Origin of the sequence: Actinomadura macra NBRC 14102 (genome assembly GCF_001552215.1) — a bacterium.
Lineage (GTDB): Bacteria > Actinomycetota > Actinomycetes > Streptosporangiales > Streptosporangiaceae > Spirillospora > Spirillospora macra.
Genome location: NZ_BCQT01000017.1, coordinates 223,168 through 242,918, shown reverse-complemented (window position 1 = coordinate 242,918; position 19,751 = coordinate 223,168). Strand labels below are relative to the sequence as shown.

Annotated in this window: 23 protein-coding genes and 1 riboswitch; of the genes, 17 read left to right on the top strand and 6 right to left on the bottom strand. The window is 72.2% G+C overall.

Annotation, left to right across the window (positions count from 1 at the left end):
* Positions 1-70: 70 nt before the first annotated feature.
* From def to AMA02S_RS27120, 13 genes are all read left to right on the top strand, one after another.
* Positions 71-616 (top strand): peptide deformylase, encoded by a 546-nt coding sequence (gene def, locus AMA02S_RS27180; RefSeq protein ID WP_067463044.1) that lies wholly within the window; start codon positions 71-73, stop codon positions 614-616.
* Positions 617-1,543, top strand: coding sequence for a methionyl-tRNA formyltransferase (gene fmt / locus AMA02S_RS27175; RefSeq protein WP_067463041.1), 927 nt, complete (start codon positions 617-619; stop codon positions 1,541-1,543).
* On the top strand, positions 1,543-2,964 hold the full coding sequence (locus tag AMA02S_RS27170) for an RsmB/NOP family class I SAM-dependent RNA methyltransferase (protein ID WP_067463038.1): 1,422 nt from the start codon (positions 1,543-1,545) through the stop codon (positions 2,962-2,964). The genes fmt and AMA02S_RS27170 overlap by 1 nt, the downstream gene beginning before the upstream one ends.
* An 11-nt stretch (positions 2,965-2,975) precedes the next feature.
* Entirely contained in the window at positions 2,976-3,923 is a 948-nt protein-coding gene (locus AMA02S_RS27165) for a phosphatase PAP2 family protein (protein WP_067463036.1), read from the top strand.
* Positions 3,924-3,935: 12 nt separating this feature from the next.
* On the top strand, positions 3,936-4,604 hold the full coding sequence (gene rpe / locus AMA02S_RS27160; protein ID WP_067463033.1) for a ribulose-phosphate 3-epimerase: 669 nt from the start codon (positions 3,936-3,938) through the stop codon (positions 4,602-4,604).
* A complete protein-coding gene (locus AMA02S_RS27155) occupies positions 4,598-5,236 on the top strand; it encodes an HAD-IA family hydrolase (RefSeq protein ID WP_067463030.1) in 639 nt (212 codons plus the stop codon). The genes rpe and AMA02S_RS27155 overlap by 7 nt, the downstream gene beginning before the upstream one ends.
* A gap of 153 nt (positions 5,237-5,389) precedes the next feature.
* Positions 5,390-5,520: riboswitch (FMN riboswitch) on the top strand.
* 70 nt (positions 5,521-5,590) lie between these two features.
* Positions 5,591-6,184 (top strand): riboflavin synthase, encoded by a 594-nt coding sequence (locus AMA02S_RS27150; RefSeq protein ID WP_067463027.1) that lies wholly within the window; start codon positions 5,591-5,593, stop codon positions 6,182-6,184.
* A complete protein-coding gene (gene pnuC, locus AMA02S_RS27145; RefSeq protein WP_067463023.1) occupies positions 6,181-6,822 on the top strand; it encodes a nicotinamide riboside transporter PnuC in 642 nt (213 codons plus the stop codon). The genes AMA02S_RS27150 and pnuC overlap by 4 nt, the downstream gene beginning before the upstream one ends.
* Complete coding sequence (locus tag AMA02S_RS27140; RefSeq protein ID WP_067463020.1) at positions 6,819-8,078, top strand: bifunctional 3,4-dihydroxy-2-butanone-4-phosphate synthase/GTP cyclohydrolase II; 1,260 nt, start codon at positions 6,819-6,821, stop codon at positions 8,076-8,078. Before pnuC ends, AMA02S_RS27140 begins: the two co-directional genes overlap by 4 nt.
* Positions 8,075-8,578: a 6,7-dimethyl-8-ribityllumazine synthase gene (gene ribH, locus AMA02S_RS27135; RefSeq protein ID WP_067463018.1), complete on the top strand. Its 504-nt coding sequence runs from the start codon at positions 8,075-8,077 to the stop codon at positions 8,576-8,578. The genes AMA02S_RS27140 and ribH overlap by 4 nt, the downstream gene beginning before the upstream one ends.
* Positions 8,579-8,677: 99 nt before the next feature.
* A complete protein-coding gene (gene hisG / locus AMA02S_RS27130) occupies positions 8,678-9,553 on the top strand; it encodes an ATP phosphoribosyltransferase (protein WP_067463014.1) in 876 nt (291 codons plus the stop codon).
* A complete protein-coding gene (locus AMA02S_RS27125) occupies positions 9,546-9,992 on the top strand; it encodes a PH domain-containing protein (protein WP_067463011.1) in 447 nt (148 codons plus the stop codon). The genes hisG and AMA02S_RS27125 overlap by 8 nt, the downstream gene beginning before the upstream one ends.
* 96 nt (positions 9,993-10,088) lie before the next feature.
* Entirely contained in the window at positions 10,089-10,673 is a 585-nt protein-coding gene (locus AMA02S_RS27120) for a Uma2 family endonuclease (protein WP_067463008.1), read from the top strand.
* Positions 10,674-10,677: 4 nt separating this feature from the next.
* Here the strand turns inward: AMA02S_RS27120 and AMA02S_RS27115 are convergent, their stop codons facing one another.
* From AMA02S_RS27115 to AMA02S_RS27095, 5 genes are all read right to left on the bottom strand, one after another.
* Positions 10,678-11,031 carry a hypothetical protein gene (locus tag AMA02S_RS27115; protein WP_067463005.1) on the bottom strand — a complete coding sequence of 118 codons (354 nt, stop codon included), beginning with the start codon at positions 11,029-11,031 and terminating at the stop codon, positions 10,678-10,680.
* Positions 11,031-11,936, bottom strand: a complete 906-nt coding sequence (locus tag AMA02S_RS27110; RefSeq protein ID WP_067463002.1) for a D-alanyl-D-alanine carboxypeptidase family protein — start codon at positions 11,934-11,936, stop codon at positions 11,031-11,033. Before AMA02S_RS27110 ends, AMA02S_RS27115 begins: the two co-directional genes overlap by 1 nt.
* 131 nt (positions 11,937-12,067) lie before the next feature.
* Positions 12,068-12,703 (bottom strand): hypothetical protein, encoded by a 636-nt coding sequence (locus AMA02S_RS27105; RefSeq protein WP_067462999.1) that lies wholly within the window; start codon positions 12,701-12,703, stop codon positions 12,068-12,070.
* Positions 12,700-14,115, bottom strand: a complete 1,416-nt coding sequence (locus AMA02S_RS27100) for a selenium-binding family protein (RefSeq protein ID WP_067462996.1) — start codon at positions 14,113-14,115, stop codon at positions 12,700-12,702. The genes AMA02S_RS27105 and AMA02S_RS27100 overlap by 4 nt, the downstream gene beginning before the upstream one ends.
* A gap of 22 nt (positions 14,116-14,137) precedes the next feature.
* Complete coding sequence (locus tag AMA02S_RS27095) at positions 14,138-15,415, bottom strand: sulfite oxidase (protein WP_067462994.1); 1,278 nt, start codon at positions 15,413-15,415, stop codon at positions 14,138-14,140.
* A 107-nt stretch (positions 15,416-15,522) separates the two neighbouring features.
* Here AMA02S_RS27095 and AMA02S_RS27090 point away from each other — a divergent pair, with 107 nt between their 5' ends.
* From AMA02S_RS27090 to AMA02S_RS27075, 4 genes are read left to right on the top strand one after another with little or no spacing between them, the layout of a single operon-like run.
* Entirely contained in the window at positions 15,523-16,425 is a 903-nt protein-coding gene (locus AMA02S_RS27090; RefSeq protein ID WP_067463538.1) for an AAA family ATPase, read from the top strand.
* Positions 16,426-16,428: 3 nt separating this feature from the next.
* On the top strand, positions 16,429-17,541 hold the full coding sequence (locus AMA02S_RS27085) for a vWA domain-containing protein (protein WP_245667853.1): 1,113 nt from the start codon (positions 16,429-16,431) through the stop codon (positions 17,539-17,541).
* Positions 17,534-18,658 (top strand): XdhC family protein, encoded by a 1,125-nt coding sequence (locus AMA02S_RS27080; RefSeq protein ID WP_067462992.1) that lies wholly within the window; start codon positions 17,534-17,536, stop codon positions 18,656-18,658. Before AMA02S_RS27085 ends, AMA02S_RS27080 begins: the two co-directional genes overlap by 8 nt.
* A 44-nt stretch (positions 18,659-18,702) precedes the next feature.
* Positions 18,703-19,293, top strand: a complete 591-nt coding sequence (locus AMA02S_RS27075) for a nucleotidyltransferase family protein (protein WP_067462990.1) — start codon at positions 18,703-18,705, stop codon at positions 19,291-19,293.
* A 31-nt stretch (positions 19,294-19,324) separates the two neighbouring features.
* Here the strand turns inward: AMA02S_RS27075 and AMA02S_RS27070 are convergent, their stop codons facing one another.
* On the bottom strand, positions 19,325-19,696 hold the full coding sequence (locus AMA02S_RS27070; RefSeq protein ID WP_157430851.1) for a nuclear transport factor 2 family protein: 372 nt from the start codon (positions 19,694-19,696) through the stop codon (positions 19,325-19,327).
* Between the last annotated feature and the right edge of the window lie 55 nt (positions 19,697-19,751).

The window sequence follows — 19,751 nt, the reverse complement described above, 5'->3', positions numbered from 1 at the left end:
CCCCTCCGTAGACTGGAGTCGCATCCACAGCGACCCATCGAAGAAGACACCGCAGAAAACGGAGCCCTCGTTGGCCGTCAAGCCCATCCGCCTCTTCGGCGACCCTGTGCTGCGCACGCCCGCTGAGCCGGTGAAGGACTTCGACAAGGAGCTGCGCCAGCTCGTCAAGGACCTCACCGACACGATGATCGACGCTCCCGGCGCCGGCCTGGCCGCGCCGCAGCTCGGCGTGGGCCTGCGGGTGTTCACCTACTACGTCGACGACCGTCTCGGGCACGTGGTCAACCCCACCCTGGACCTGTCGGACGAGCAGGAGACCGGCGACGAGGGCTGCCTGTCCCTGCCCGGGCTGGCGTTCCCCACCCCCCGGTCGGTGAGCGCGGTCGCCAAGGGCTACAACATGCACGGTGAGCCGATCACGCTGGAGGGCACGGACCTGCTGGCCCGCTGCGTCCAGCACGAGACCGACCACCTCGACGGCATCATCTTCATCGACCGGATGGACGCCGAGCAGCGCAAGGCGGCGATGAAGGCGATCCGGGAGGCCGAGTGGTTCGGCGACCCGGCACCCGTGGTGAAGGAGTCGCCGCACCGGACCTTCGGGAAGGCGATCTGAGTGAGGCTCGTCTTCGCCGGGACCCCCGAGACGGCACTGCCGTCCCTGAACGCGCTGCTGGCGTCCTCGCACGAGGTCGCGGCCGTCGTGACCCGCCCGGACGCGCCCGCGGGCCGCGGACGCCATCTGGTGGCCAGCCCGGTCGGCGCGCGGGCCGCCGAGGCGGGCGTGGAGGTGCTCAAGCCCGCCAAGGCGCGCGATCCCGAATTCCTCGACCGGCTGCGGGTCATCGCGCCCGACTGCTGCCCGGTCGTCGCCTACGGCGCGCTGCTGCCCCGCGAGGCGCTGGACATCCCCCGGTATGGCTGGGTGAACCTGCACTTCTCGCTGCTGCCCGCCTGGCGCGGCGCCGCTCCCGTCCAGCGCGCGATCCTGCACGGCGACGACATGACCGGCGCGGCCACGTTCGAGATCGAGGAGGGCTTGGACACCGGCCCGGTCTACGGCGTGCTCACCGAGCCCATCCGTCCGACCGACACCACCGGCGAACTGCTGGGCCGCCTGGCGGTCGCCGGCGCGGGCCTCCTGGTGGACACGATGAACGGCATCGAGGCGGGCGTGCTGGAGCCGCGTCCACAATCCGCCGAGGGGGTGTCCACCGCCGCGAAGCTGAACCCCGAGGACGGCCACGTCGACTGGCGCACCCCTGCGCAGCACATCGACCGGCTGGTGCGCGCCTGCACGCCGGCACCCGGTGCCTGGACGAACTTCCGCGACACCCGGGTCAAGCTCGGTCCCGTCCGCCCGGCACCCGACGCCGACAAGCTCAGCCCCGGCGAGCTCCGTCCGGGCAAGAAGGAGGTGCTGGTCGGCACGGCCACCCACCCCGTCGTGCTCGGCGAGGTCCAGCCACAGGGCAAGCGCCGCATGGCCGCCGCCGACTGGGTGCGCGGCGTGAACCTCATCGGTAAGGACGCGCTGCACTGATGCCGCCCACTCGCAACCGCCGGGGTGACCGGGACAAGACCCGCAGGCCGGGCGGGCCGCGCCAGACCGGACGTCCCCAGGACATGGTCCGGCGCACCGCGTTCGACGTCATCCGCGCGGTCGCCACCCGTGACGCCTACGCGAACCTGCTGCTGCCCGCACGGCTGCGCGACCGCGGCCTCACCGGCCGGGACGCCGCCCTCGCCACCGAGCTGACCTACGGCACGCTGCGCGGCCGCGGCACCTACGACGCGGTCCTCGCCCTGTGCAGCGACCGCGAGCTGCGCCGTGTCGACGCCCCGCTGCTGGACGTGCTGCGGCTCGGCACCCACCAGATCCTCGCCACCCGGATCCCGCCGCACGCGGCCGTCGGAACCGCCGTGGAACTGGCCCGCACGGTCTCGGGACCGGGCCAGGCCAAGTTCGCCAACGCCGTCCTGCGCAAGGTCGCCGCCCGCGACATGGACGCCTGGCTCGCGATCATCGCGCCCTCCGACGCGGACGCGACCACCCGCCTGTCGGTCGCGCACAGCCACCCCAAGTGGATCGTGTCGGCCCTCCGAGACGCCCTGGGCCCCGACCGTGGGGAGATCGACGCGCTCCTGGCCGCCGACAACGCCCGTCCCCGGGTGACGCTCGTCGCCCGCCCGGGGCGTGCCACCGTGGACGAGCTGTACGACGCCGGTGCGGAGCCGTCTCCTTACTCGCCCTACGCGGCGCTTCTACCTGAGGGCGACCCGGCGGGTATCGCGGCCGTCCGCGAGGGGCGCGCAGCCGTGCAGGACGAGGCCAGCCAACTGGTCGCCATGGCGCTTGCAGCAGCCCCGCTGGACGGTCCTGACACCCGCTGGGCAGACCTGTGTGCAGGCCCTGGCGGAAAGGCCGGACTCCTCTCAGCCCTCGCCACCGAACGCGACGCGCGGCTCCTCGCCGCGGACGTCCAACCCCACCGGGCAGGGCTGGTCGCCCGTGCCGTGGACGACCGCGCCGGCATCATTGTCGCGGACGGCACCGCACCCGCATGGCGGCCCGGCGTGTTCGACCGCGTGATGGTCGACGCGCCCTGCACCGGCCTGGGCGCGCTCCGCCGCCGTCCCGAAGCCCGCTGGCGCCGGGGCCCCGAGGCGGTCGCCGAACTGGGGCCGCTCCAGCGCGCGCTGCTGGCGGGGGCCTTGGACTCGGTCCGTCCGGGCGGGGTGGTCGCCTACGTCACCTGCTCGCCGCACCTGGCCGAGACACGGGTCGTGGTAGATGACGTGCTGCGCGCGCGCCAGGACGTCGAACGCCTGGATTCGCCGGCAGTTCTTACATCGGCCGTCCCGGAGCTCGCTGGACTGGGCGAAGGGCCGTACGCGCAGTTCTGGCCCCACCGCCACGGCACAGACGCGATGTTCCTTGCCCTCCTCCGCCGGGCGGACTGACCGGGAGGCCTATGCTCACCGCCTTTATGCACGTGATGTCGTACCTGGGGAGCGCCGGGTTCTACATCCCGCTGCTTGTGGCGGTGTACTGGTGCGTCGATCCGCGCCTGGCGGCGCGGGCGACCGTCATCCTCTCGTTCAGCTCGGTGGTCAACACCGTCCTGAAGCTGATGTTCCACGCGCCCCGCCCGTACTGGACGGACCCCGGAGTCACCGGCCGGGAGTCGAAGGTCTCCTTCGGGATGCCGTCCGGCCATGCGCAGAACGCGATGGCCTTCTGGGGCTTCTTCGCCACGCGCACGCGCCGCCGGCTCGGGTGGGTCGCCGCCGTGGTCGTCATCGTCCTGATCGGCGTCTCGCGGGTGTACCTGGGCGTCCACTCGACCGGCCAGGTCCTCGCGGGCTGGGCCATCGGGCTCGTCCTGCTCGTCGCCGCCTTGGGCTTGGAACCGATGGTCGTCCCCTGGTGGACGCGCCGTCCCGTGGCGGTGCAGATGGTCCTTGCTCTGGCGATCGCCCTGGTCGGTGTGGGGGTGGCCTGGGGCGCCGTGCATTCGCTCCAAGGGTGGCAGTGGCCGGATGCCTGGGCGCGTGCCATCCAGCGGTCGGGCGGCAGCACCCGCCCTATCACCCTGAACGAGGTGGCGGCGGCCTGCGGCGGCCTCTGCGGCATCCTCGCGGGCGTCTCCCTCCTGTCGGCGCGCGGCTGGTTCGACCCCGGAGGTGCACCTTGGCGGCGCCTGGCACGCCTTCCGGTGGGGGTTCTCGGAGCCGTGATCCTCTACGGGCTCGCGCACTACGGCGGTTCCCATCCCGTGCAGGCGTTCGCGGTCCAGACGCTCGCCGCCCTCTGGGCCACCGTCGGCGCACCAGAGGTCTTCGTACGGCTCGGCCTGGCGCGCCGCCCCACCCGTCCGATCACCCTGCCAGGTGACGAGACGGCCGAACTGCGCCAATAGACTCAGGTCATCATGGCTCCGCAGATCTCACCCAGCATCCTGTCCGCCGACTTCGCCCGGCTCGCCGAGGACGTCGCGCTCATCGCCGACTCCGCCGACTGGGTCCACGTCGACGTCATGGACAACCACTTCGTGCCGAACCTGACCTTGGGCCTGCCGGTCGTCGAGGCGCTCCTCAAGCACAGCGCGCTTCCCCTCGACTGCCATCTGATGATCGAGGACCCGGACCGGTGGGCCCCGCAGTACGCCGAGGCGGGAGCGGGCAGCGTCACCATCCACGCCGAGGCGGCCAAGGCGCCCATCCGCACCTTGCGCACCATCCGCGCCGCGGGCGCGCGCGCGGGGCTCGGCGTGAACCCGGCGACCCCCGTCGAAGGGTTCGAAGATCTTCTGGGCGAGATCGACATGCTCCTGCTGATGACCGTCGAGCCCGGGTTCGGCGGCCAGAAGTTCCTGGACGTCGTCCTGCCGAAGGTCCGCCGCGCCCGCGAGCTGATCAAGGGCCGTGATCTGCCCGTCTGGCTCCAGGTGGACGGCGGGGTCAGCGCCGAGACGATCGAGCGCTGCGCCGAGGCCGGCGCCGACGTGTTCGTGGCGGGCAGCGCCGTCTACGGCGCCGACGACCCCGCCGAGGCCGTCCGCGGCCTGCGCGCCCAGGCCGCGGAGGCGACCGCGTGGTGATCCCCTGCGCGGCCGTCCTGTTCGACGTGGACGGCACCCTCGTCGACTCGACTCCGCTCGTCGAGCGCGCGGCCCGCGAATGGGCCGCCGAATACGGCATCGACGCCGACGAGTTCCTCTCCGACGCCCACGGCCGCCGCACCGCCGACCGCGTCGCCGACTTCCTGCCGCCGGACCGGGTCCGCGCGGCCACCGAGCACCTGGACGCCCTCGAAGCCGCACGCAGCGACGGCATCACCGCCCTGCCCGGTGCCCTGGACCTTCTCTTGAGCGTGAACGGCCTGCCCTGCGCCTTCGTCACGTCGATGGACAGGGGCCAGCTCGCCGTCCGCACCCGTGTCGCCGGCGTCCCGGTGCCGGCCACCGTGATCACGGCCGAGGACGTCCCGCGCGGCAAGCCCGACCCGTCCGGCTACCGTCTGGCCGCCGAGCGCCTCGGCGTGGACCCCGCCGACTGCGTGGTCATCGAGGACGCTCCTGCCGGCGTCGCCGCCGGTCGCGCCGCCGGCGCCACCGTCCTCGCGGTGACGACGAGCCACCCCGCCGAGGCCCTCACCGCCGCGCACCACCGCGTCCTCGACCTGACCCACGTCGCCCTCACCCCGTCCGGTCTGGCCTTCACCACCCTGTGACACCGCGCAGACACACCGTGCGAGTTCCAGTACCCGGCCGGCCGTCCGGGCGCACGGTCACAAGGCAAGGGCTTGGTTCGGTGCGGAAAATCGTGGCCTTTCCCACATGGGTTCGGGAATGAGGAGCGTGGCACACTGGTTGCCAAGCAGTGAACGCGTGCTCCGGGGTCGGTGCAATTCCGAACCGGCGGTGACAGTCCGCGACCCGGCCGAAGCCATCGGCCGGTTGACCCGGTGGAACTCCGGGACCGACGGTGAAAGTCCGGATGGGAGGCAGCGCGCTGTACGCCCCTGTTCAGGGGGTTGCTGTCGCCACACGTACGTCCCCGGAGCCCTAACTAGGAGGCCCGGGAGATGTTCACCGGCATCGTCGAGGAACTCGGCGAGATCGTGGCGATCGAGCATGACGGCGACTCGGCCGTCCTCACCATCCGCGGTCCGCTCGTCACGAAGGACGCCGAGCACGGCGCCTCGATCGCCGTCAACGGCGTGTGTCTCACCGTGGTGGACGTCAAGGACGAGGTCTTCACCGCCGACGCCGTCAAGGAGACCCTCGACCGGTCCAGCCTCGGCGGGCTTGAGGCGGGCGCCAAGGTCAACCTGGAACGGCCCGTCCGGCTCTCCGACCGGCTCGGCGGGCATCTCGTCCAGGGCCATGTCGACGGGGTCGGCGAGATCGTCTCCCGGGAGCCCGGCGAGCGCTGGGACGTCGTCACGATCTCCCTGCCCGCGCGACTGAGCCGGTACCTGGTCGACAAGGGCTCGATCACCGTGGACGGGATCAGCCTCACCGTGGTCGAGGCGGGCGCCGACCGGTTCAGCGTCGCGCTCATCCCCACCACCCTCGCCCTCACCACGCTCGGCCACAAGAAACCCGGCGACCCGGTGAACCTTGAGGTCGACGTCGTCGCCAAGTACGTGGAACGCATGATCGGTGACAGGCGGTGAACTGGCTCAACGCGAGCTTCGGGCTGTTCGGCGAGCACGTCCTGTGGACCGACCTCATCGGGAACGTGCTCTCCCTCGCCGTCGTCTGGCTCGCGATGCGCAAGACCCTCTGGACGTGGCCGACGCAGTTGGTGGGCGCCGCGCTCCTGCTCGCCGCCTCCCTGCACGCGCACGTTCCCGGGAACGCGCTCAAGCAGGTCCTCTTCTGCGTCCTCGCCCTGTTCGGCTGGGCGATGTGGATTCGCGGCCGCAGTGCGGAGCAAGGGCTGGTGGTCCGGCAGGCGACCGCGCGGGAGCGCGCCCTGCTGATCGGCGTCCTCGTCCTCGGCACCGCCGTCGTCGCCCAGCTGTTCGTCCACCTGGACTGGCTGAAGATCGCCTGGTCGCCGTGGGCGAACGCCTACATCTTCGTCGGCAGCGCCGTCGCCACGTTCGCGCAGAGCCGCGCGCTGGTCGACTTCTGGGTCATCTGGGTGCTGGTCGACCTGGTCGGCGTCCCGCTGGCCCTCAAGTCCGGGCTGTACGTCTCCGGCGCCGTCTACGGGATCTTCTTCGTGATGGTGATGGTCGGGTTCAGGAACTGGCTCAAGGAGTCCCGGGACGTCCGGGTTCCGCAGAACAAGGCGGTGACCGCATGAGCGGCGACGGCATGAGCGGCGACGGCAAGGGGATCGGTGGCGACAGCGGGATCTTCGACTCCATCGAGGCGGCGATCGCCGACATCGCGGCGGGGCGTCCCGTCGTGGTGGTGGACGACGAGGACCGCGAGAACGAGGGCGACATCATCTTCGCCGCCGCGAAGGCGACGCCCGAACTGCTGACGTTCACGATCCGCTACACCAGCGGCGTGATCTGCGTCCCGATGGTGGGGACGGACCTGGACCGGCTCCAGATCCCGCTGATGACGGCGCAGAACACCGAGCACATGCGCACCGCCTACACCATCAGCGTGGACGCCCGGGACGGCGTGACCACGGGCATCTCCGCGGCGGACCGTGCCAAGACCATCCGGACCCTGTGCGACTCGGCGACGGAGCCGCGCGAGCTCGTCCGGCCCGGCCACATCTTCCCCCTGCGCTACCACGAGGGCGGGGTGCTGCGCCGCCGCGGCCACACCGAGGCGGCCGTGGACCTCGCGCGGCTGGCCGGGCTCGCCCCCGCCGGCGTCCTCGCCGAGGTCGTCAACGAGGACGGCACCATGGCGCGGCTGCCCGAGTTGCAGGTGTTCGCCAAGGAGCACGGCCTCAAGCTGATCTCCATCGAGCAGCTCGCCGAGCACCGCAAGCGCAGCGAACCCATGGTCACCCGCGTCGTGGAGACCCGCGTCCCCAACCGTTTCGGGACGTGGCGCGCCGTCGGCTTCTCCAGCTCGATCGACGGCGGCGAGCACGTCGCGCTCGTCCTCGGCGACCTGGCGGACGGGGAGGACGTACTGATCCGGGCCCACTCCGAATGCCTCACCGGCGACGTCCTGCACTCCGAGCGCTGCGACTGCGGGACCCAGCTCGACGCGGCCATGGAGCAGATCGCGCAGGAGGGACGCGGCGTCGTCCTGTATCTGCGCGGGCACGAGGGGCGCGGCATCGGCCTGCTGGCCAAGCTCCGCGCCTACGCCCTGCAGGACAACGGCTCCGACACCGTCGACGCCAACCTCGAACTGGGGCTGCCCGCCGACGCGCGCGAGTACTCCAACGCTGCCCACATGCTGCGTGACCTGGGCGTACGCTCGATCCGGGTGCTCACCAACAACCCCGCCAAACTCCAGGGGCTTGCGGGCTTCGGCCTGGAGGTGCGGGGCCGCGAGGCCATGCCCGTGGTCGTCACCGAGCACAACCGGCGTTACCTGACGGTCAAGCGGGACCGTCTCGGACACCAGATCGAGGGGATCTCATGAGCGGCGCGGGACGCCCGGAGGACGCCATCGTCGACGCGGCCGGGCTCACGCTCGGCGTGGTCTGCACCCGGTGGCACGGCCAGATCACCGACCAGCTGCTGGACCGTGCGCTCGCCGCCGCGAAGGCGTGCGGGATCGACCAGCCGGTCGTCGCGCGTGTCGCGGGCGCGCTGGAGCTGCCCGTCATCGCCCAGCAGATGGCCCGCGACCTGGACGCCGTCGTCTGCCTGGGCGCGGTCGTCCGCGGGCAGACCGCCCATTTCGACTACGTCTGCGACTCCGTCACCGCCGGTGTGACCCGTGTCGCGCTCGACGAGGCGACTCCGGTGGGCAACGGGGTGCTCACATGTGACACCATTGAGCAGGCACTGGACCGCAGCGGGCTGCCTGACAGCCACGAGGACAAGGGATGGGAGGCGACTGTGGCCGCACTCGACACGGCACTGACCCTGCGAGGTCTGCGGCATCACGGTCACGCCGGGCACGTCCAGGAGCATTGACGGCGCGGGGTACGGGGGCCGAGGCCCCCGGACGACCCGCGCATCCCGGCTCCTGAACGATTCCCGGATTTCCGTCCGCATCCATCGAAAGGCTTTTCCGTGCTGTCACTCGTCCTGCCCAAGGGATCGCTGGAGAAGGCGACCCTGCAGCTGTTCGACGCCGCCGACCTCACCGTCCGGCGCACCTCGGACCGCGACTACCGCGCCTCCATCGACGACCCCCGCATCGACCGGGTCCGGGTCTTGCGCCCCCAGGAGATCCCGACCTACCTCGAACAGGGCCTGTTCGACCTCGGCATCACCGGCCGTGACTGGATCACCGAGACCGACTCCGACGTGGTCAGCCTCGGTGAGCTCCAGTACTCCAAGGCGACCTCCAACCCCGTCCGGGTGATCATGGCGGTGCCGGACGACGCGCCCTGGCAGCGCGTGTCGGACCTGCCCGAGGGCGTACGGATCTCCACCGAGTTCCCGGCGATGACCAAGCGGTTCCTGGACAAGCACGGCGTCAAGGCGACGGTCGTCCCGTCCTACGGCGCCACCGAGGCGAAGGTCCCCGACATCGTGGACGCGATCGTCGACCTCACCGAGACCGGGTCGTCCCTGCGCAAGAACGGCCTGCGCATCCTCGACACGCTCCTGACCAGCTACACCGAGCTGGTCGCCAACCGCGAGGCGTACGAGGACGCCGAGAAGCGCGCCGCGATGGAGGACATCTCCCTCCTGCTCCAGGGCGCGATCCGCGCCCGTGGCAACGTGCTGCTCAAGCTGAACGTCGCCCAGGCCGACCTGCGAGCCGTCCTGGACATCATGCCCGCGATGTCCTCGCCCACGGTCACCTCCCTCGCCGGCGGCGAGTCCAACGCGGTCGAGTCCGTCGTCGCCAAGCGCGGGGTCAACACCCTGATCCCGGCGCTGAAGGCCGCCGGCGCCCACGACATCCTTGAGATCCCCATCTCGAAGATCGTTGACTGACGCCCCGGCGCTGCCGACCGTGTGGCGTCCCCGTACCACCCGGGTCGTCGCCTACGCCACGGCGGGCATCATCATGCTCGGCATGATCGTGCTCGCCGTGGTGGTGGCGCCCCAGTTCAAGCTGTTCGACCGGATCCTGCTCATCCTGTTCGGCCTCTTCGTCGCCTGGATCCTGCACATGCTGGCCCGCTGCCGCATCCTCGCGGACGAGACGGGCCTCACGGTCGTCAACGCCTTCCGCACCCGCCGCCTCGAATGGCCCGAGGTCCTCGACGTCACCATGACCGTCGGCGAGCCCTGGCCCACCCTCGATCTCGCGGACGGCACGTCCATCGGCGCCATGGGCATCAACGGTGCAGAGAAGAGCCTCGCAGCCCGCCAGCTGGAGGAACTCCGCGCCCTCGTCCACGAACGCGGCGAAGCTCCCGGCCCCGCCTGAGCAGCTTCCCGTAAGCTGTGTGCACAGGTTCGGTCTCTGTGCGACAGTGTGGACATGAGCGCTCAGAGTGTCGAGGCAACTGCGGAAAGTAGCCACATGAGTGCCGACTCGCTGCCAGACTGGCTGTTCCCCCCGCCGGGCGGCTTCACCGCCGATCACTTCCTACGGATGAACACGCCCCGGCACACGGAGTTGATCGACGGGAGCCTCGTCTTCGTGAGCCCGCAGGAGAAGTGGCAAAAGCGCGTCATAGACATGCTCGACCACGAGCTGGACAGACAGGCTCCCCAGGAACTCCGCGGCGACAGCGAGATGGCGGTCAAGCTTGCCAAGCGCCAGGCGCCGGAGCCGGATGTGCTGGTGGTGAGCACTGAGGCGTTCGAGCGCGACGATCCGTCCAGATTCTACTTCCCGGCGGATGTGGTGCTCGCGGTCGAGGCCGTCTCGCCGGAATCAGTGGACCGCGATCGGGACACTAAGCCGCGCAAGTATGCGGCGGCGGGTATCCGGCATTTCTGGCGGGTGGAAAACGAGGACGGCGAGACGGTCGTGTACGTCTACGAACTCGACCCGGCCACCAACGTCTACGCGCTGACCGGCATCCATCGCGGCACCCTCAAGGTGACGGTGCCGTTCGACATCGAGATCGACCTCACGGCCGTTGGCCGACGAGCGGTGTGAACCCTCAGGCCGCGTGGTATTCGGCGGTGTCGCCGTCGGTCCAGGTCATGGTGAAGGTGCCGGACTTCGGGGGAACCGCCGTGCCGGTGAACTTCGAGGTGCCGCAGTCGATGGTGAAGCGGTAGGCGCCGCCGGACGGAGCGGCGGTGCCCTTGCAGTCGAGGCTGCTCTTGAAGCGGACGGTGCCGTCCGCAGCGACGGTGAGGGTGGTGCCGCCGGAGCCGGCGGAGGCCGACCCGCCGCTGCGCCAGGTGCCCGCGAAGGGGTGGCCGGACTTCTTGCCGTCCGAGTCGTCCCCGCCGCCGCAGCCGGCGAGGAACAGCGCGGCGATGAGGACGAGGGGTGCGGTCGCGCGCATCAGTCGACGTTGGCGCCGGCCGGGACCGGCGGGACGCGCAGGATGCCGGCGGACTTGGCGCCGAAGCCCCAGTCGAGCATGCGGGCCGCGTCGGTGAAGCGGGCCGTCTCGTTGGTCGTGGAGCTGTTGAGGACGATCCCGACCAGCGTGCGGGTGCCTCGGCGGGCGGAGAACATCAGGGAGTAGCCCGCGGCGTCGGTGGTGCCGGTCTTGATGCCGGCCGCGCCCTTGTAGGAGCCGAGGAGCCGGTTGGTGTTCGTCCAGCTGTAGGCGTTGTGGGTCTTGTTCTTGGCGAGCTTGTAGGAGGAGCGGGCGACGATGGCGCGGAAGTCGGCGCGCATCAGCGCGAAGTGGGCGAGCCTGGTCTGGTCATAGGCCGTCGAGTACGTGGACGTGGCGGACGGCCAGGGCAGTCCGTCGAAGTTGGCGTACTTGGTGCTCTTCATCCCGAGCTGTGCGGCGGTCTTGTTCATCTTGGTGACGAACCCGCGCCACCCCGGTCCGTACAGATCGGCGAGGAGATAGGCGACGTCGCAGCCAGACGGGAGCAGCAGGCCGTTGAGGAGTTGCCGGACGGTCAGCTTGTCACCCGCGCGCAGGTTCGCCATGCTGCCGCCCTGCCGGACGGCGTAGTCGATGTGCTTCTGCTTCACCGTGACGGTGCGGTCGAGCTTGCCCGCGCGCAGGACGACCAGGGCGGTCATCACCTTGGTGATGCTGGCGATGGGACGCTTGGTGGTCGCGGCGCGGGACCACTTGGTCTTCTTGGCGCCGTCGTCGTACAGGAACGCCGACTTGGCGCCCACGCCCGCGGGCCCGGCGACGGCGGCGTTCGCGGTGGGAGCCGCCAGGGACGGCGCGGGCAGCCCGGCGGGCACGGCCACGAGCGGCGCGGCGGCGACCACGGCGATCGCGCATCGTCCCGTCCACCTGGCTGAAGACCGCGCTGAAGACCGCATGCATCCCCGTTCCCATTGATCACTGAAGCCCCCCATGAGGCTCCCAGCCCGGCGGGGGCGGCGCAACCGATTCGCGATCAGATGGCGGTGAACAGGGTGAACGTGCCCGCGCCGATGAGGGCGGCGGCCCAGAGGCGGTCCAGGTTGAACCAGGCGCGGCGCAGCACCGCCAGCCCGACGATCTCGTACACGGCCACGGCGATGGCGCCCGCCACGGCGAACATCGCCAGGGTGTGCACGGCGGTCACGAAGATCCCGGTGGACAGGGCGCTGCCCGAGGAGGACAGGCGGTGGTCGTGGCCCGCGGGGGCCGTCCCCGAGGCCGTGAGGACGGGCAGGAGCATCAGCCCCGCACCGTGCACCGACGACATCAGGAACGACCACCCGGCGAGCTGCCACAGCGAGATCCGCATGCCGACCCACCGGAAATGGCGGCGCGACAGCAGCCGCCAGAGGCCGAAACCGACGAGCAGGACGCCGCCGGCCGCCGCCAGGACCCGGGTCGCGACGACCGAACGGGTCAGCGTGACGAGCACCGCCACCACGCCGACCGACGCGGCGTGGCCCGCGGCGATGGCCGGGAGCGATTGCAGGACGAGGGCCCTGCTGCGCTCCTGGAGACCGCGGGCCACGGCGAACAACCACCCCATGGCGGGGTTGAGGCCATGGAAGGCGCCCAGCGCGATGAGGGCGGCGAGCGAGCCGTCCGTCACGGATAGCAGTAGGAGTCGGAGGACGCGTCGCCGCCCTGGAGGCGCGTCTGGTGCGGACGGCGGCCCCGGAACGCGTCGCCATGCGGGAAGAACCGCTCGTCCAGGGTGAACCCGCTAGGGCTGGGGTCGTCCAGGGAGGAGTCGAGTTTGGCCATCCAGGCCCCGACGCCGTCGGGGTAGAACTGATCGTCCCAGGCGCCGTACAGGGAGTTGGTGACGTAGACGCGCTTGCCGTCGCGGCTGACCTCCACCATCTGCGGGCCGCCCGAGAGGGACAGGTCCGGCGCGGCCGGGTGCGCGGCGCGGCCGGTGATGCCGCCGAGGCGCACCGAGCCCGCCTCGACGGGGTGGAAGGGGTCGCTGACGTCGTAGCGCTTCAGCTCGCCGGTGCCCCAGCACGAGACGTACAGCCACTGGTCGTCCACGGACAGGTCGATGTCGGTGACCAGCGGCGGGACGGCTCCGAACGGCGCGATGACCGGCGGCAGGGACGCGGCGTCCGCGGGCTCGGCCGGGATCGAGATGACCTTCTTCGCCGCCCAGGCGGCCCCGTCGCGGTGCCAGAGCCAGACGGACGCGGAGAGGTCCTCGACGCTGACCACGACGCCCACGAACCCGTACTGCCTGGTGGGGTCGTGCGCGGGCCGCAGCTCCAGGGCCATCTGGTGCTCGTCGCCGAGATCCACCGTCTGGACGTGGCGGCGCTTGCGCAGGTCCCAGAAGTGCAGCGCGTGCCCGTACTTGCGGCCGAGCAGCAGTTCCCCGACGACCCCGTCCTCGATCATGGACGGGGTGCCCCACTCCGACGTCACGAGCACGTCGTGGGCGATGTGCCACCAGGCGTCGTAGGCGAAGTACTGCGGGCCACGGTCGACCTCCCAGCGGCCGAGGACGTCGAAGGAGGTGTGGTCGAGCAGGGCGATGCCGCCCGGCCCGTCCTCGCCGTTCGCGCCGCCCAGCGCCGTGAGGTAGAGCCCTTCGGGCCCGCAGTGGACGGTGTGGGGGCGCGAGTACCCGGCGCGCTTGGCCAGCTCGTCCGGCTCCAGGATCTTGACGATCTTGGGCGCTGTCGGATCGTCCTTGGTGTCGATGACGTAGATCCGCGACGAGCGCAGCCCCGGCACGATCAGGTAGCGGCGCTCCACGTGCGGGTGCGGCGCGTACGGGCACAGGGCGCTGCTGCACGCGTTCCAGCCGAAGTGGTGCAGTTCGTCGCCGAGGTAGGGCAGTTCCGTCCATCCGACGACGTCGCCGTAGGCGGCCGAGCCCGGGTCGACGTTCAGCACGGCGATGGCGTCCGGCTTCTCGGCGGCCCGGTCGAACGCGGCGACATAGGCCAGCTTCTCGGGCGGGGCGGACACCGCGTCGCGGGGCGAGGCGTAGAACGTCGGGTCGGGCTTCCACAGTGCCATGAGGTTCCTTTCGGGCGGCTCGTTAAGCGATGGTGACCGGGTGCCGGACGACGGCGCCGAACAGGTAGCCGAGCGTGTTGTAGGGCGCGGTGGACGGCTGGGAGGCGCCGGTCACGTCGGTGGCCCGCGCCAGCAGCTCGTGGGCGCCCGGCTTGTCCGGGCGCCACGGGAACTCCCAGCGCACCCAACCGCGCGTGCTCGCGTGGGCGTCGTGCTGCCGGGCCCGGTGCCAGGACGCGCCGCCGTCCACGCTGACCTCGGTGCGCCAGACGCGGCCGCCGCCCGACCAGGAGCGGCCCCGCAGGACGTGCCGGCGGCCGGCCTGGAGCGTTCCCTCCCAGGGGAGCTCGAACGCGGACTTGACGTTCATGCGGGTGAGCGGCGCGCTGCCCTCCTGCGGGTAGCCGGGGCCGAAGAGCCGGTAGAAGCGCGTGTTCCACGGGGAGAAGAGCGGCTCGTCCGCCACCTGGATGTCGCCGAGCCATTTGACGGAGGCGATGCCCACCCAGGACGGGACGACCAGCCGGACCGGGAACCCGTGGTCGGGCGGGAGCGGCGCGCCGTTCATCTCGTACGCCAGCAGGACGTCCTTGAGCGCCTTGGCGACCGGGAGGGGGCGCCGGACGCGGCCGAGGTTCTCGCCCTTGTCCACATAGTCAGCGTCCAGCCCGCGCGGCAGGATGTCCACGGCCCCGCGGGTCAGACCTGCGCGCCTCAACACGTCCGAGAGCCTCACCCCGCGCCAGCGCGCGACGCCCACGGCCCCCAGCCGCCACGGCGTGCCGGACACCTGCTGGCCCTGCTGGGTGGTGTAGAACCCGCGCCCGTTGCCCGTGCACTCGATGAACGCCGTGAGGGTCTCGGAGCGGAACCCGAGCAGGTCGGCGTAGGAGAACTCGATCGGGCGGTCCTCGGCCGGGGCACCGCGCAGGCCCGTGCCCCACAGCTTGAGCCGCCACGTGCGCGGGTCGATCAGCGGGGTCGAGACGTGGTTGCGGACGAAGAACCGGTCGACCGGCGTGAGGTAGCCCTGGCCGGACATGGCCTCCCACCGCGTCTCGGCGTTCGTCCCGTGCGGGATGAACAGCTCGGGCGGCAGCGGTTTGACGATCCCGCCGGCGGCCGCGGCGAGCGGCGCGGCGGCCGACGCCTTGATCGGTGCGGCGGGGGCCGCGCCGATGGCGGCGCCCAGCCCGGCGCCCGCGGACAGGCGCAGCAGCCCCCGCCGCGACAGGGATCGGACGTGCTCGTAGGTCGCTTCGTCGGTCAGGTCGCCGTCGTCCCGGTCACCGAATCGCATGTGCACGATGCTGCTGAGTGACGAGATGAAAGTCAATATTCCCTACTGGGTAACGGTGAAATATGCTGACATGCGAGTTCACCGTCGGGCTGAGTAGCCTGAGGGGCGTGGGAGAGAGCGCGCCGACGACGGCGGATGAGGTCGCGTCGCCCGCCGAGCTGGCGGGCCTGCTGGACCGGCACGCCTACCTCTGCGACGACGGGCTCGCGACGGCGTGCTTCCTCGCGCTGCGCATGGGACGGCCGCTGTTCCTGGAGGGCGAGGCCGGGGTCGGCAAGACCGAGCTGGCCAAGACCCTCGCGCTGGTGCTCGGCGCTCCGCTGATCCGGCTCCAGTGCTACGAGGGCCTGGACGCCTCCCAGGCGCTCTACGACTGGGACTTCCCGCGCCAGCTCCTGCACCTGCGTGCCGCCGAGGCCGCCGGCGTCGCCGATGTGGCCCGGCTGGAGGGCGAGCTGTACGACCGGCGGTTCCTGCTGGCCAGGCCGCTGCTCCAGGCGCTGGAGACCACCCCGAGCGTCCTGCTCGTGGACGAATTGGACCGTGCCGACGACGAGTTCGAGGCGTTCCTCCTCGAAGTTCTCAGCGACTTCACCATCACCGTGCCCGAACTCGGCACGATCCGTGCGGAGCGACCACCCGTCGTGGTCGTCACGTCCAACCGCACCCGTGAGGTGCACGACGCGCTCAAGCGGCGCTGCCTGTACCACTGGCTGGAGCACCCGTCGTTCGACCGCGAGGTGGCGATCATCCGGCGGCGGCTGCCCGGCACGGCCGGGCGGCTGGCCGGACAGGTCGCCCGCGCCGCCCAGCGGCTGCGCGAGCGCGACCTGCTCAAGCCGCCCGGTGTGGCCGAGACGCTGGACTGGACGGAGGCGCTGGTCGCGCTCGGCGCCCGAGAGCTGGATCCGGGCACCGCGGCGGTCACGCTCGGCGCCGTCCTGAAGTACCGCGAAGACCAGCAGCACGTGCTCGGCGGCGGGCTCGACGCGCTGCTCAACGGGGGTTGAGCGGTGCGGGACGTCACCGAGACGATGGTGGGCTTCGCCCGGACGGTACGGGCGGCGGGCGGCGCCGCCGGTCCCGAGCGCGTCCAGGCGATGCTCGTGGCGCTCGACCACCTCGATGTCCTGGATCCGTCGGCGGTGTACTGGGCGGGGCGGCTGACACTGTGCGCCGACCCCGGCGATCTCGCCCGCTACGACCGCTGCTTCGCCGCGTACTTCTCCGGCGCGACGACCCGTCCGGGACGCCGGCCGGCGACCGTCGTGGCGCGCCGGACGGCGCTGCTCGAACCGCGGGCCGAGGGGCCCGCCGAGCCCGGCGAGCCGCGGGCGGCCGCGGCCAGCGCCACCGAGGTGCTCCGCGACCGCGACGTGGCGCGGCTGACCGCCGCCGAGCGCGCCGAGGTCGCCCGGTTGATCGCGCTGCTGGACGCGGGCGCCGAGCGCCGCAGGTCCCGCCGGTTCGCGCCGGCGCCCGCTGGGCGGCTCGACCCGGGCCGGACCGTCCGGGAGACGCTGCGGCGCGGCGGCGAGACCGCGCTGCTGCGGCACCGCGCGCACCGCAGCCGTCCCCGCCGCGTCGTCCTGATCGTGGACGTCAGCGGGTCGATGGGCCCCTACGCCGACGCCCTGCTGCGGTTCGCGCACGCCGCCGCCCGCTCCGGCGGGCGGGCCGTGGAGGTGTTCAGCGCGGGGACGCGGCTGACCCGGCTCACCCGCGAACTGCGGCACCGCGACCCGGACGCGGCGATGGCGGCGGCGTCGGCGGCCATCCCGGACTGGAGCGGCGGCACCCGCCTCGGTGAGGAGCTGAAGGAGTTCCTCGACCGGTTCGGGCAGCGCGGGCTGGCCCGCGGCGCCGTCGTCGTGATCGCCTCGGACGGCTGGGAGCGCGGCGACGCGGGGCTGCTCGGTGCGCAGATGGCGCGGCTGGGCAGGCTCGCGCACCGGGTGGTGTGGGCCAACCCGCACAAGGCGCGGCCCGGATACGAGCCGCTGGCGGCGGGCATGGCGGCGGCCCTCCCGCACGTCGACGACTTCACGTCCGGGCACAGCCTCGCCGCCTTGGAGGACCTCGCCCGCCTGGTGGCGGGCGCCGGAAGGGGAAACGCGCATGCGTGACGTGCTGGAGGACATCGCCGGGTGGTACGCGGCGGGGGAGACGTTCGGGCTGGCGACGGTGGTGAACACCTTCCGGAGCGCGCCGCGCCCGCCGGGCGCCGCGATGGCGGTGTCGGCGGGCGGGGAGGTCGCGGGCAGCGTGTCCGGCGGCTGCGTCGAGGGCGCGGTGTACGAGCTGGCGCGGTCGGTGCTGGAGGGCGGCGAGCCGGTCGTCCAGCGCTACGGGGTCAGCGACGACGACGCGTTCGCGGTCGGGCTGACCTGCGGCGGCATCCTCGACGTGCTGGTGGAGCCGGTCGGGCCCGCGACGTTCCCCGAGTTCCCGGCGGTGGCCGCCTCGATCGGGGCGCGCGAGCCCGTCGCGGTCGCGACCGTCGTCTCCGGCCCCGGCCGGATCGGCGCGCGGCGGGTGGTGTGGGAGGACCGCGCGTCCGGGACGCTCGCGCCCGGCGCCCCGCACGCCGCCCGCCTGGACGCCGCCGTCGACGACGACGCCCGCGGCATGCTGGCGCAGGGACTCACCGGACAGCGGCATTACGGGCGCGAGGGGGAACGGCGGCTGGACGAGCTGGCCGTGTTCGTGCACTCCTTCGCCCCGCCGCCGCGGCTGCTGGTGTTCGGCGCGATCGACTTCGCGGCGGCCGTCGCGCGGGTCGGCAAGTTCCTCGGCTACCACGTGACGGTCTGCGACGCGCGGCCGGTCTTCGCCACCCCCAAGCGGTTCCCCGACGCCGACGAGGTCGTGGTGAGGTGGCCGCACAAGTTCCTGGAGGATCCCGACACCGTCATCGACGGGCGCACCGCGATCTGCGTCCTTACCCACGATCCCAAGTTCGACGTGCCGCTCCTGGAGGTGGCGCTGCGCGCCGGCGCCGGGTACGTCGGCGCGATGGGCTCGCGCCGCACCCACGACGACCGGCTGGCCCGGCTCCGCGAGGTGGGGCTCACCGAGGCTGAGCTGGCGCGGTTGCGCTCGCCCATCGGGCTCGACCTCGGCGCCCGGACGCCCGAGGAGACGGCCGTGTCGATCGCCGCCGAGCTCGTCCAGCTCCGCTGGGGCGGCTCGGGGCGACCGCTCACCGACACCACCGGCAGGATCCACGCCGGCCCGGGGTGACGGGGTTACCCTCGCGTGATGACCCTGCACGGTTTGAGTCAGCGATGAGCCTGCACGGTGCGGAGCCCCCGGCCGGTCTGCTCCTCGCGGCGGGAGAGGGCCGCCGGTTCGGCCGGCCGAAGGCGCTGCTGGAGCTGGACGGCGAACGGCTGGTCGACCGGGGCGTGCGGATGCTGCGGGACGCCGGCTGCTCCCCGGTGCTGGTGGTGGCCGGGGCCGCGCAGGTCGAGGTGATCGGCGCGGTCGTCGTGCCCAACCCGGGCTGGCGGGAGGGGATGGGCTCGTCCCTGCGTGCCGGGCTCGCCGCGCTGCCGCCCGGCTGTCCCGCCGTGGTCGTCGCGCTCGTCGACCAGCCGCTGGTCACCGCGGCGGCGGCCGAGCGGTTGATCGCCGCGTACGAGGCGGGCGCCGAGCTCGCGGTGGCGACCTACGGTGGCGCGCCGCGCAATCCCGTCCTGCTGCGGGCGGCGCATTTCGCGGACGTCGCCGACGCGGCGGTGGGGGACCGGGGGGCGCGGGCGTTCCTGCGCGCGCACCCGGACCTCGTCACCGCTGTGCCGTGCGACGACGTGGCCTCCCCGGCCGACATCGACACCCCGGAGGACCTCGCCGCCCTCACCCGCCGCTCTCGGTGACGCCGCGCCCTGGGGGCGCGGGCGGGCAGGGCTAGGGCGCCTGCTGCGGTGAGAGGTGGAGGCCGGCGATGCGCCAGGCGCCGTCACGCTGGACGAGCACCTGCGTGACGCGGAACCTGCCCGATGACGCGTGCCCCTGGAAGGTCGCCTCCTGGACCTGGGTGCCGATCGCGACGGCGGTGTCTCCGAAGACGCGCACCCCGACGTCGCGCCAATCGAACCCGGTGACGGTCAGGCCCCCTTCGTAGCGGCCGAGCCACTGCTCTTTCGTGAGGACGAAGCCCACCGGGCCGACGCCGCGGAAGTCCTCGTCGAGGATCCGGGCCAGGTCCCCGCCGTCCATCCGCCGTTCGGCGTCCGCCCAGCGGTCGCTCACCGCACGCACCTGGTTCTCGGTCGACATGATCCCTCCTAATGAGTGAGTACTCACTCAATCATACTGAGCGCACACTCAGATG

Excerpts from the sequence above, each read along its gene's own strand:
- rpe (WP_067463033.1), top strand. The coding sequence starts at position 3,936 with ATGGCTCCGCAGATCTCACCCAGCATCCTGTCCGCCGACTTCGCCCGG.
- AMA02S_RS27140 (WP_067463020.1), top strand. The coding sequence starts at position 6,819 with ATGAGCGGCGACGGCATGAGCGGCGACGGCAAGGGGATCGGTGGCGAC.
- AMA02S_RS27165 (WP_067463036.1), top strand. The coding sequence starts at position 2,976 with ATGCTCACCGCCTTTATGCACGTGATGTCGTACCTGGGGAGCGCCGGG.
- AMA02S_RS27075 (WP_067462990.1), top strand. The coding sequence starts at position 18,703 with ATGAGCCTGCACGGTGCGGAGCCCCCGGCCGGTCTGCTCCTCGCGGCG.
- AMA02S_RS27120 (WP_067463008.1), top strand. The coding sequence starts at position 10,089 with ATGAGTGCCGACTCGCTGCCAGACTGGCTGTTCCCCCCGCCGGGCGGC.
- AMA02S_RS27100 (WP_067462996.1), bottom strand. The coding sequence starts at position 14,115 with ATGGCACTGTGGAAGCCCGACCCGACGTTCTACGCCTCGCCCCGCGAC.
- ribH (WP_067463018.1), top strand. The coding sequence starts at position 8,075 with ATGAGCGGCGCGGGACGCCCGGAGGACGCCATCGTCGACGCGGCCGGG.
- AMA02S_RS27095 (WP_067462994.1), bottom strand. The coding sequence starts at position 15,415 with ATGCGATTCGGTGACCGGGACGACGGCGACCTGACCGACGAAGCGACC.
- AMA02S_RS27080 (WP_067462992.1), top strand. The coding sequence starts at position 17,534 with ATGCGTGACGTGCTGGAGGACATCGCCGGGTGGTACGCGGCGGGGGAG.
- AMA02S_RS27150 (WP_067463027.1), top strand. The coding sequence starts at position 5,591 with ATGTTCACCGGCATCGTCGAGGAACTCGGCGAGATCGTGGCGATCGAG.
- AMA02S_RS27115 (WP_067463005.1), bottom strand. The coding sequence starts at position 11,031 with ATGCGCGCGACCGCACCCCTCGTCCTCATCGCCGCGCTGTTCCTCGCC.
- AMA02S_RS27070 (WP_157430851.1), bottom strand. The coding sequence starts at position 19,696 with ATGTCGACCGAGAACCAGGTGCGTGCGGTGAGCGACCGCTGGGCGGAC.
- AMA02S_RS27170 (WP_067463038.1), top strand. The coding sequence starts at position 1,543 with ATGCCGCCCACTCGCAACCGCCGGGGTGACCGGGACAAGACCCGCAGG.